10 protein-coding genes and 2 tRNA genes are annotated in these 10,126 nt (G+C 70.8%); 6 read left to right on the plus strand and 6 right to left on the minus strand.

Annotated features, from left to right (window positions below; genetic code table 11):
- Positions 1 to 66: 66 nt before the first annotated feature.
- Positions 67 to 345 carry a hypothetical protein gene (locus AB0C69_RS30005; protein WP_360358460.1) on the minus strand — a complete coding sequence of 93 codons (279 nt, stop codon included), beginning with the start codon at positions 343 to 345 and terminating at the stop codon, positions 67 to 69.
- A gap of 219 nt (positions 346 to 564) precedes the next feature.
- Here AB0C69_RS30005 and AB0C69_RS30010 point away from each other — a divergent pair, with 219 nt between their 5' ends.
- Positions 565 to 1,362 (plus strand): GNAT family N-acetyltransferase, encoded by a 798-nt coding sequence (locus tag AB0C69_RS30010; protein WP_360358461.1) that lies wholly within the window; start codon positions 565 to 567, stop codon positions 1,360 to 1,362.
- Between the two features lie 462 nt (positions 1,363 to 1,824).
- Positions 1,825 to 2,409 carry a hypothetical protein gene (locus tag AB0C69_RS30015; protein WP_353831436.1) on the plus strand — a complete coding sequence of 195 codons (585 nt, stop codon included), beginning with the start codon at positions 1,825 to 1,827 and terminating at the stop codon, positions 2,407 to 2,409.
- Positions 2,410 to 3,033: 624 nt separating this feature from the next.
- On the opposite strand, the gene AB0C69_RS30020 is transcribed toward AB0C69_RS30015, so the two are convergent.
- From AB0C69_RS30020 to AB0C69_RS30035, 4 genes are read right to left on the minus strand one after another with little or no spacing between them, the layout of a single operon-like run.
- Entirely contained in the window at positions 3,034 to 3,642 is a 609-nt protein-coding gene (locus AB0C69_RS30020; RefSeq protein ID WP_360358462.1) for a cadmium resistance transporter, read from the minus strand.
- 55 nt (positions 3,643 to 3,697) lie between these two features.
- Complete coding sequence (locus AB0C69_RS30025) at positions 3,698 to 3,862, minus strand: hypothetical protein (protein ID WP_160160924.1); 165 nt, start codon at positions 3,860 to 3,862, stop codon at positions 3,698 to 3,700.
- Between the two features lie 3 nt (positions 3,863 to 3,865).
- Complete coding sequence (locus AB0C69_RS30030) at positions 3,866 to 5,260, minus strand: glycosyltransferase family 2 protein (protein WP_360358463.1); 1,395 nt, start codon at positions 5,258 to 5,260, stop codon at positions 3,866 to 3,868.
- Position 5,261: 1 nt separating this feature from the next.
- On the minus strand, positions 5,262 to 5,909 hold the full coding sequence (locus tag AB0C69_RS30035) for a class F sortase (protein WP_353831433.1): 648 nt from the start codon (positions 5,907 to 5,909) through the stop codon (positions 5,262 to 5,264).
- Between the two features lie 563 nt (positions 5,910 to 6,472).
- On the opposite strand from AB0C69_RS30035, the gene AB0C69_RS30040 reads away from it, so the two are divergent.
- Positions 6,473 to 7,201 (plus strand): hypothetical protein, encoded by a 729-nt coding sequence (locus AB0C69_RS30040; protein ID WP_345178388.1) that lies wholly within the window; start codon positions 6,473 to 6,475, stop codon positions 7,199 to 7,201.
- 113 nt (positions 7,202 to 7,314) lie between these two features.
- Here AB0C69_RS30040 and AB0C69_RS30045 read toward each other — a convergent pair whose 3' ends face one another.
- Entirely contained in the window at positions 7,315 to 8,343 is a 1,029-nt protein-coding gene (locus AB0C69_RS30045) for a hypothetical protein (RefSeq protein ID WP_360358464.1), read from the minus strand.
- A gap of 79 nt (positions 8,344 to 8,422) precedes the next feature.
- On the opposite strand from AB0C69_RS30045, the gene AB0C69_RS30050 reads away from it, so the two are divergent.
- The 3 genes from AB0C69_RS30050 (at position 8,423) to AB0C69_RS30060 (ending at position 10,072) form a co-directional block, all read left to right on the plus strand.
- Positions 8,423 to 9,550 carry an acyl-CoA dehydrogenase family protein gene (locus AB0C69_RS30050; RefSeq protein ID WP_360358465.1) on the plus strand — a complete coding sequence of 376 codons (1,128 nt, stop codon included), beginning with the start codon at positions 8,423 to 8,425 and terminating at the stop codon, positions 9,548 to 9,550.
- Between the two features lie 80 nt (positions 9,551 to 9,630).
- A tRNA-Thr gene (locus AB0C69_RS30055) sits at positions 9,631 to 9,703 on the plus strand.
- 292 nt (positions 9,704 to 9,995) lie between these two features.
- Positions 9,996 to 10,072, plus strand: a tRNA-Met gene (locus tag AB0C69_RS30060).
- Positions 10,073 to 10,126: the final 54 nt, after the last annotated feature.

Below are 10,126 nucleotides of genomic sequence, written 5' to 3' on the forward strand. Positions count from 1 at the left end.
GGCCTCCTCCAGGGCGTACGTGACGTCCAGGACGACGTACCGGTCGTTGCCCTTGCAGGCCCTGTGTCACTCGGTGTCGGAGGTCTTGGTGGTGCTGCCGGTGGAGGGGCCGCCCTTGAGGAAGTCCTCCAGGAGGCCGCCCGGCTTCGTGAGCGTGGCGACGGTGTCGGCGAGGGCGAAGAAGACGAGCGCGCGCATCACCGTCGCCATGACGGGACGCAGTTCCCGGGCCAGCTCGCCGCACATCTTCGCGGCCGTCGGGCTCTCGGTGACCAGAGGAGCCAGGGCCGCGAGGACTCGCAGCTTGTCCGCGACCTTCTCGGGGGTCATACCCGGAGCAGTCATGGTAGATCTCCTTTTAACGTGACACCTCGAGACTCTCTCGTGGTGCACTCACGACCGTCCGACCACGACGGCAACACGCAATGATCATGGCGTCGGCGTCGGTGCGGATCCCCTCCGAACGAGCGGATGCCGCCGTCCGGGCCCGGACGAGGTGGTCTTCTGAGACGCTGCCGATGCCCGAATAAGTCAGGTGGTTCCCGTTGCTTGGAGGGGGCGGACGTGGCGTTGACTTCCGGCTGGTCTGTGGTGGGCGACCCGGCTGAGTTCGGCCCAGGGGAGGAGTTCCTGCTCGCGCGGGCGGCGACCAACCTTCCCCTGCTGATCGCGCTGTCCGCCTTCCGCCGCTCAGGTGGTAGAGGGACTCCGCCGCTGTTCGGATGGTGGACGGATCCTGGGGGGACGGTCGGTGGCGCGTTCGTCCGCCCCTCTTTCGGCCCGTTGCTTCTTGGCGACATGCCGGTGGAGGCCGCGGCTGCGCTGCCGGGGTATCTGGACGACGCGCCCCACGCGTGGGAGGGCCGCAGTGACCTTGCCGAGGCGTTCGCGTCGGGATGTCCTGGGCGGGTGGTCGGTCCCCGGCTGCGGTTGTATCGGCTGGAGGCGCTTCGGCCCTGTTCGGTGCCGGACGGCTTCGCGCGGCCCGCGGCGCCGACGGACCACGATCTGCTGGACCGCTGGTACGAGGCCGTCACCCGGGGCCACGGCACGCTCGGCGCCGTCGCCGGCCGCCTCGCCGCCGGTGACCTGTACGTCTGGGAGGCCGGTGGCCGCGTGGTGGCGGTCGCCGGTCACGGGCCCCGGTTCGGCTCGGCGGTGCGGCTCGACCTGATCTACACGACGAACGAGCACCGGGGACGCGGCTACGCGACCGCCCTGGTGGCCGCTGTCACCCGCTCACTGCTGGCCGCCGGCGCGACCGAGATCGTGCACGTCGCGACCCCGGCGAGTAGCGCCACCTATCAAGGTCTCGGCTACCGGTTGGTCGCCGGCTACGTGACGTTCTCCCGCTCCGCCTGAACCCGGACGTGGCTTCGCCGCCGACTCGATATAGCCGGTGGCTGGGGGAACCAAGAACTGGCCCATGTGTTCAAGGGCCAGTGTCGAGACGGATCGCTGGGCTCCGTGCGTGGTCGGGACGATCGCCGCGTCCACATGGCGGTCAGGCGGACTGATCGGGAGTGAGGCCCTCGGGGCCCTGGGCGCCACGCGCGCTCGCATGGCTTGCAGAATGCGGGCGGAAGAATCGGCCTGTCAGTCCTCGTCATGGAAATTCCGCGCCGTGGGCCCGCGGGGACGCGGGAAGGCGCGTCATCTCGATGTCCGGTTTCCGCTTCTTCTCTCTGCAATGCACGTTTTGAGTGCCGGGCTTGGGGTCCCCGTCAGCGCCGGGTAGGGCCCTAAGGCCCTAGGGTGCTTTCTTCCTGGATTTCTAAGCTCTCCCCACCGATCGGAAATCGCGTATCGACTCAGGGAGAATTCGTGAAGAGCTCGAAGGCAAAGCAGGCCCGCATCGCCGCGATCGGCACCGGAGCGGCCGCCTTGGTCGCCGTCCCGGCCATCGCGTTGGCCGTCTCGGGGTCCGGCCACTCCAGCACCGCCGGGCAGGTGGCCGCGCAGGACAAGGTCGCCAGGGCGGCGAGCCCGCACTGCGACCCCGGCTGGGCCGTCAAGGTCCAGCGCAAGGTCAACTTCCGCAAGTCGACGGGCGAGACGGAGAAACTGTACAACGGTTCGAAGCGGTCGGTGAAGCGCACCTACACCCTCAGCCAGCAAGCGAGTACGAAGTGGAACGTCAACGTCGAGGTGTCCGGCTCGTTCAAGGCCTGGTTCTTCGCCGAGGTGAACGTGAAGGCCGGCGGCGGTCTCGAGAAGTCGGAGAGCATCACCACCACACAGAGCGACGAGACCACGGTCCCGCCGAAGACGACGCTGAGGGTCACCCGCGGTTTCGAGATGCGCCGGGTCTACGGGAACATGTACTACACGTGGAGCAACTGCAAGACCGGGAAGTACAAGAGCTTCGTGCTGACCGCGCCCTACGGCCGCTACACCGCGTTCAAATAGCCAGCGGCTGACGCCGCGGAAGTGACTGCCTTTACGTGAATTGCGGGGTTCACGTAAAGGCGGTCACGCGTCTGTCGGCGTTTTCGTCTGATCTCCTTCGCCTGTGTCTCTCTCACGCGGGACGGCCGGTTCGGCCAGTCGCGATCGCGCCTGAGCGCTCTCGGTGTTCAGTGGCCCGCCTTCCTGGCTCCCCGGATGCGCGCGATGCCGCTGACTCCGCGCGCTGATCCCGATGCGATGCCGCCGTGCTCACCGAATGCTCTCGGCCGCTTGCGCTAGGGCGTGGTGCACGGACGGTACGTCCTGCGGGCTCGGTCCCGCAGTCAACTGAAAAACAAGAGAAAAGAGAGAACCATGGGAGACGGGAAGATCACCCGGCGACAGGTCATCGGAGCAGCCGTTGTCGGGGCTGTGCTCGCAGTGACCGGCGACAAGGACAAGGACAAGGAGCAGAAGAGCCCCCAGCAGGAGGCTCCTCGCTCTGGCGACTCCTCCACGGAGCAGCCGAAGCGCTGATCGCGAAGAATTCAGCCGGGCCCCCTCCACGAGGGGGCCCGGCCCTGCTTTTCCGCCTGGCAGGTTGTGCCTCTTCCGGCTGCGGTTCGTCCCCACGCAGGGGGCGGGTCAGAAGCCGAGGGCGCGGCGGAGGTCAGCGGCGGACTGTAGGACGATCAAGGCTCCGATGGTGATGAAGGCGATCGGGACCAGCCATCGGCCGTGCTGGTCCAGGAGATCGATGACCTTCTTGTGCGAGCCCAGCCAGGACGCGGTCAGGCACCACAGGGCCACGCCCGCCGCGAAGACCGCGGCGGTGACGAGGGTGGACTCCGGGCCGATGGTGCGGAAGACCGGCGTGTAGGCCGAGATGTTGTCGGCGCCGTTGGCGATCGTCACGCCGGCGATCGGAAGCAGGCCCGAGGCGACCGCGGGAGGGCCGTCGTGGTCTCCGGCGCGGACGGCCGCGACGAGGCCGCGGACGCCGAGGGCCAGCGGGACGAGGCCGAGCAGGCCGATCCATTCGTCCGGGACGATCGTCAGGCCCAGCGCGGCGACCACCGAGACGAGGACCAGGGCGGCGATGCCCGCGTACTGGCCCGCCCAGATCTGCCAGGGCCGTGGGGACCCGGACGCGCGTCCGGACAGAAAGAGGACGGTCAGGACGATCAGGTCGTCGACGTTCGTCGCAGCGAACATGCCGCACGCGGTCGCGACCGTGCCCGCTATTGACCCCATCCGCCGGAACCTACCGGAGAGGGGTGAAGGCCGGGGAGGGGCCCGGCCTTCACCGTCAGCCCTTGCGTGCGGGGAGGATGCGCTTCACCGCGAGGCCCGCGGAGACCAGGGTGAAGAGGGCGAGGCCGAGCCAGAGGGCCTGGAGGCCGAGCCAGGGCGACGCGGCGGCGGCGCCGCCGAAGCCGGCGGCCACGCCGCCGATCGGGGGGTTGTTGTACATGGATCACCATTTCCTTTCTTTGCGCCAGGCGGCCTGCCAGAACGCACGCGCCTGGACGATCTGGAGGAAGACGTCGAAGACCATCTCGACGACGATGGTGGCGGCGATCGCCATCTGCGCCGGGCCGCGCCGGCGGACGGTCACCACGCGCTCCACCATGAAGATCACCGTGATGCCGGCCCACAGCGGGCTGATCTGGATCCCGCCGAGCCAGATCACCGAGTAGGCGAGCGAGAGCAGGTACGCGGTGATCACGAGGATGCCGACCAGGGAGAGTAGTTGCCGTCCCCAGTAGGGCCGGGTGACGGGCGTCCAGCCGTAGTCGACGAGGTTCTCCAGCGCGCCGCGCTTCCAGCGGAGCCGCTGCTGGGCCAGCTCGCGCCAGGTCGGCATCACCTCGGTGGTGAGCGTGCACTCCTTCGGGCAGAGGATGCGGAACCCGAGGTGGAGGATGGCGAGGGTCAGCTCGTTGTCCTCGGTCAGGACGCGGACGTCGTAGACGTGCGGCAGGCCGGGGAGGCGGCGGTCCCGGCGGGCGGCGACGACCTCCTGGAGCGTGGCGGCCCGGAAGATCGTGGCGGTTCCGGTGAGGACGAGGGCCTTGCCCTGGAGGCGCCGGACGTCGCGGGCGTAGCGGGCGTACTCGTTGCGCTGGAACATGCCGACGGCGCCGCCGCCCGGCTTGCCGGTGAAGGTGCCGCCGACGGCGGCGTACCGGCCGGTGGCCAGGTATTCGACGCCGTGCCGGATGAAGCCGGGGTCGAGCGCCGAGTCGGCGTCCATCACCATGATCGCGTCGTCCGGGCCGAAGATCGGCAGCAGCCGGTCGAGGACCTGGTTCAGCGCGCCCGCCTTCTTGTGCTCGTTGCCGCGGGTGCCGACGATCTCGACGCCGCACAGCTGCGCGAACGCGGCGGTGGCGTCGGTGCAGTTGTCGGCGATCACGATGATGTGGTCCGGGGGGCGCTCCTGGCGGCGCAGCGAGGCGATCGTCTCGGTGATCTGCTTCGCCTCGTTGTGCGCCGGGATCAGGACGGTCACGCGCATCGCGTCCGCGCGCACGGGGGCCTGGTCGCGCTTGCCGTCCTTCCCCTTGCGGGACGGCGCGGGGGCGGGCCGCGGCCGGGCGTGGACGGGTGGAGGCGGGGACGGAGCCGGGGGCGAGGGGCGCCGGACCGGCGGAGGCATGAGCGCGGCCGCCATCCGGTCGGGGACGGTGACGGTCGGGGAGAGGGCGCGGCGGGGGCTGGGGCCTCCCCGCGCCACCGGGGACGCCAGGTGTCCCGGGCCGGGCGTCCGCCGGACGGGAGACGCCCCGACGTGCGGAGCGGGGCGCGGGAGACGGTGCCGTCCCTGGTGGGGGCGGGGTCCGTCGGGGGCGCCGGAGACGGGGCGCATGTCAGCGGGTCCCTTCGGTGCGCATCAGGTGGCCGAAGGCGATGACGTTGTCCACGTAGTGGCCGGTGGCGCGGTCGAAGCGCCCGCCGCAGGTGATCAGGCGGAGCGCCGCGTAGCCGGGGTCGGAGTAGACGCGGCGGGTGGGGAAGCGGTCCTTGCCGAACCGCTCGACGGAGTCGACCCTGAACACGGCGGTGCGGCCGTCGGCGCGCAGGACGCTGGCCCGGTCGCCGGGGCGCAGCTCTCCCAGCCGGTAGAACACGGCCGGGCCGCGCGCCGAGTCCACGTGCCCGATGATCACGGCAGCGCCCCGGCTGCCGGGCGCGGCCCCGAGGCGGTACCAGCCGGCCTCCTGCGCGCGGCTCGGCGGCGGCGTCTCGACCGTCCGGTCCGGGTTCTTGGCCAGCTTCATCAGCGGTGTGCGCACGCCGATCCGCGGCACTTCGAGGCGGAGCGGAGCGGCGGGCGGCAGCGACGCCGTCGTGGCGGGCTCGGCGGGACGGGACGCGTCGGGCGACGGCATCGGCGGAGCGGCGGTCGCCGGGTCTCCCCGGAAGGCCTGGAAAGCCAGGAACCCGGCCACGAGCAGGGCGGACGCGCCCACGGCGACGGCGGCGAGCACGCGCGCGCGTTGACCACGAGACGTCACTGGGGTCGTGCTCCTCTCGCCGCTCGGGGGGTGGGGGCCGCGGAACGCGGTGGTGGTCGAACGGTAATGGGCCAGAGTTAACGTTTGGGGCTTGAGGACGGCGAAGTCGCAGATGAACGTCCTGTGACAGTTGAGGTGACTTGTCCCATGAGGGAGTCATTGGTCCTGTCAACCAGGTCGTCCAGGCGGGGACGCTGCGAACCAGAGCGCTGCGCCATATGGCATTTGACCTGCGGAAATATCGCTGGGGGCCGGAGTGGGCGGCGAGGGGGCACCGGTCGGCGATGGCGGGGCGGCCGCGACGGTGGATACAAACATCGCTGTCCGAAAGTGGCCCATCTCTCAGCCGAAAATGATCTTCGCAGGTCACAGGGGTCATCGACTTGGTCCTCCGGCCGGGGCCGAAACGTGCCGGAGGGGGTGGGCCACGCCCGGCGGCGGCGTTCGCGTCCTCAGGCCCACCACATCAGGACGGGCGCGGGAACTCGGGATGAGGGAATTGGTCTAGCGGCTCCCCAAGGGGCGGGCCACCGGGTAGACCTGCATCCGTGCAGGTGAGTTATGTGAGTGTGGCGACGCCGGGACGGGAGAACGAGGACTTCGTGGCGGCCGGCCCCGGCTGGGTGGTGCTGCTGGACGGCGCGACCGCCCCGCAGGGGGTCGACAGCGGCTGCCGGCACGACCCCGCGTGGCTGGTGCGCAGGCTCGGCGGGCATATCGCGGCGCTGCTGGCGCTGGAGGACGGCAAGCCCCTGCCCGACCTCGTCGCCGAGGCGATCAAGGTGACTGCGGAGGCGCACACCGAGACGTGCGACCTGGGCAATCCCGACAGCCCGTCCGCGACCGTGTCGCTGCTGCGCCGCCGCGGCGGGGCCGTGGAGTGGTACGTCCTCGCCGACTCGCCGATCGTGGTGGACGTCGGAGAGATCAGGGTCTTCCGGGACGACCGGGTCGACCATCTGCCGAGCTACACCCTGGAGGGCGTGCGGCGGTCGCGCAACAGCCCCGGCGGGTTCTGGGTGGCGAGCACCAGGCCGGAGGCCGCGTACGAGGGGCTGACCGGCGAGGTGCCGGTCGAGGGGCTGCGGCGGGCGGCGGTGCTGAGCGACGGCGCGTCCAGGCTCGTGGAGCGGTTCGGCCGGATGGAGTGGGGCGACCTGCTCCGCCTCCTCGACGAGGAGGGCCCGCGGGAACTCGTCAGGAGGACCAGGGCCGCGGAGGCGGAGGCGACCGCGGCCCGCGGGAAGCGGTACGACGACGCCACCGCCGTCTTCGTGCGCTTCGACTCCTGACCGCTGCCCCCGCCTAACGCGTCGGAGCCGCTCTGCCGTCAGCGCGTCGGGGCCGCCCCGCTGTTAACGCGTCGGGGCCGCCCTACCGTCAGCGCGTCGGGGCCGCTCTGCTGTCAGCGCGTCGGGGCCGCGATGTGCGGCCACCAGGCGTCCAGGTCCTCCGGCAGGTGCATGCCCTCCATGCGGAGGGTGCCGGGCATGAGCGGGAAGCGACGTCCGGCGGGGAACGTGCGCTCGTAGGACGGCGGATCGATCACGACGACGCGGGTGCCGTTCACGACCGGGATGTCGGCCGGGACGCCCTCGTTCCAGATCGGTTCGCCGTGCGCGTCGACGAGGTTCCACGGGCTGGAGATGATCGGGCGCCCGGGCGGGGTGTCGGCGTTGAGGAAGCAGGCGATGATCTCGGGCGCGGGACGGTCGCCGGTCAGCCCGCCGGGGCGTCCGATGAGCGCGCCCGCGAGCAGGACGTGCAGCTGGAAGTTGTCGCCGAGCCCGCCGATCGTGACCGTCCACCCCTTGCGGCTCGCGCGGTCGAGGACGAGGAGGCGCTCGCCGTCCAGGACGCGCAGCAGCGCCTGGTAGTGCTCCATCTGCCCGAGGTACTGGGCGGCCTGCCCGGCGGCGAAGGCGCAGAAGTCGCGGTCGGCGATGCCCGCCCGCACCGCGGGCCCCATCTGCAGGACGGTGCAGCCCGCCATCGCGAACTGCGGCAGCGCGAACCACGACATCATCGCGGTCACGGCGCCGTCCCCGAGGTGCGGCGCGACGGTGTCGAAGACCTGCTGGGAGGGCTGCTCCTCCTGCATGTCCGGCGGCTTGCCGCCGGCGGCCTGGTCCCACGCGTTCGCGAACGCCAGCGCGGCGGCGGTGACCTCGGAGATGCGGTGGACGAGCGGCGCCCCGACGGGGTCGGGGTCGGCGCCGTTCTCGACCCAGGCGCCGGAGACGATGGCGAGCCACCCGCCGAGGTTCGGGGGCGCCTCGGCGATGCCCTCGGCGAGGCGGGGCATCGCGGCGGTCATCTCGGCGGGGGAGGCGGTCTGGAACACCTGCATGAGCTGCGGGAGGAGGTCGCCGAAGGAGCGGTCCTCGACCACCGCGGCCCGGACGATCTGATCGACGAGAGGCTGGAGCGACATAAACGATCACCTTGGCATATCGGGTGCGCCGGGCCGGAATCCGCCCACCATCTTGGAATCTGATTCTAGAATAGGGCGCATGGAGCCCCAGGATTTCGCCGACGTGCTCAAGGCCGTCCGCAGCTTCGTCCGCGACCAGGTCGTCCCGTGCGAGGAGGAGATCGAGGAGACCGACGCGATCCCGGAGCGGCTCCGGCGCACGTCCCGCGACATGGGCCTGTTCGGGTACGCGCTGCCCGAGGAGTACGGCGGGCTCGGCCTCTCGCTCGGTGAGGAGGTGCGGCTGGTCTTCGAGCTCGGCTACGCCAGCCCCGCGTTCCGCTCCATGTTCGGCACCAGCAACGGCATCGCCGGGCAGGTCCTGGTGAACGCCGGGACGGCGGCGCAGAAGGAGGCCTGGCTGCCGAGGCTCGCATCCGGCGAGGTCGTCGGGGCGTTCGCGCTGACCGAGGCCGAGGCGGGGTCCGACCCGAGCGCGCTGACCACGACCGCGGTCCGGGACGGCGACGACTACGTCATCGACGGCGCCAAGCGGTTCATCACCAACGCGCCCGAGGCCGACGTCTTCATGGTCTTCGCCCGGACGGGCGGCCCCGGCTCCCGCGGCATCTCCACCTTCCTCGTCGAGAAGGGCGCGGGCGGCCTGCGCGTCGGCCCGTCCGACGAGAAGATGGGCCAGCGCGGCGCCCACACGGCCGAGGTCTTCTTCGACGGCGTGCGCGTCCCCGCCGACGCCATGGTCGGGACGGAGGGGACGGGCTTCCGCACCGCGATGGCGTCACTCGCCCATGGCCGGGTCAGCATCGCCGCCGTCTGCGTGGGGCTCGCCCAGAGGATCCTCGACGAGACCGTCGCGTACGCGAAGGAGCGCAGCCAGGGCGGCAAGGCGATCGGCGAGTATCAGCTCATCCAAGGGCTCGTCGCCGACTCCCAGACCGAGCTGTACGCCGGACGCTCGATGGTCCTGGAGGCGGCCCGCGCCTACGACGCCGGCGAGGACACCAAGCTCGGCCCGTCCTGCGCCAAGTACTACTGCTCGGAGATGGTCGGACGGGTCGCCGACCGCGCCGTTCAGGTCTACGGGGGCATGGGCTACATGCGCGGCGTCGCCGTCGAGCGCTTCTACCGCGACGTCCGGCTCTTCCGCATCTACGAGGGCACGAGCCAGATCCAGCAGCTCGTCATCGCCCGGAACCTGCTGCGCTGACCAGCGCGGACACCGGCTCGGGAATCCGGTTCGCACCACGCGCCCGGACCCTGTATGGTTTCACTGCGCGAACGACGCAGGCCCCTTTAGCTCAGTCGGCAGAGCGTCTCCATGGTAAGGAGAAGGTCTACGGTTCGATTCCGTAAAGGGGCTCACGGCAAACCGGCCGCCATCCGCATTCCGGAGGGCGGCCTTCGTCGTACCGGGGAGCGGCCGTCGCCGCCCCCGCGGTGCCGAGCGCCCTGATTCGCTCCATACCTGTGCCTGTGGTACCGTCCCACCGGTTCCAGCAGGACGTTTCGCAGCTCACCGGCGCACCCGGTATTCTGGAGACGGTCCCGCGGAGCCCGCGGAACCGGTTCCCCGATCATCGTCCGGGTTCTCGTGTTCCCAGGGCTCGGTGAGCATCCGGTATCCTGGCAATCCGGTCCACACCGACCATCTCGGCGGGGTAGCTCAGTCAGGCAGAGCAAGCGGCTCATAATCGCTGTGTCGCCGGTTCAAGTCCGGCCCTCGCTACCAGGGCTACGACTTCCACGGCGCGGGCAGCGACAACTCCTGGGAGCCCAACCGGAC

It is taken from the genome of Actinomadura sp. NPDC048032 (assembly GCF_040653175.1).
In the GTDB taxonomy this organism is placed as follows: domain Bacteria; phylum Actinomycetota; class Actinomycetes; order Streptosporangiales; family Streptosporangiaceae; genus Spirillospora; species Spirillospora verrucosospora.

What these genes read in the sequence shown, in the direction of transcription:
- AB0C69_RS30005 (WP_360358460.1), bottom strand. Translation starts at nt 345, where the DNA reads ATGACTGCTCCGGGTATGACCCCCGAGAAGGTCGCGGACAAGCTGCGA.
- AB0C69_RS30020 (WP_360358462.1), bottom strand. Translation starts at nt 3,642, where the DNA reads ATGGGGTCAATAGCGGGCACGGTCGCGACCGCGTGCGGCATGTTCGCT.
- AB0C69_RS30025 (WP_160160924.1), bottom strand. Translation starts at nt 3,862, where the DNA reads ATGTACAACAACCCCCCGATCGGCGGCGTGGCCGCCGGCTTCGGCGGC.
- AB0C69_RS30030 (WP_360358463.1), bottom strand. Translation starts at nt 5,260, where the DNA reads ATGCGCCCCGTCTCCGGCGCCCCCGACGGACCCCGCCCCCACCAGGGA.
- AB0C69_RS30045 (WP_360358464.1), bottom strand. Translation starts at nt 8,343, where the DNA reads ATGTCGCTCCAGCCTCTCGTCGATCAGATCGTCCGGGCCGCGGTGGTC.
- AB0C69_RS30050 (WP_360358465.1), top strand. Translation starts at nt 8,423, where the DNA reads ATGGAGCCCCAGGATTTCGCCGACGTGCTCAAGGCCGTCCGCAGCTTC.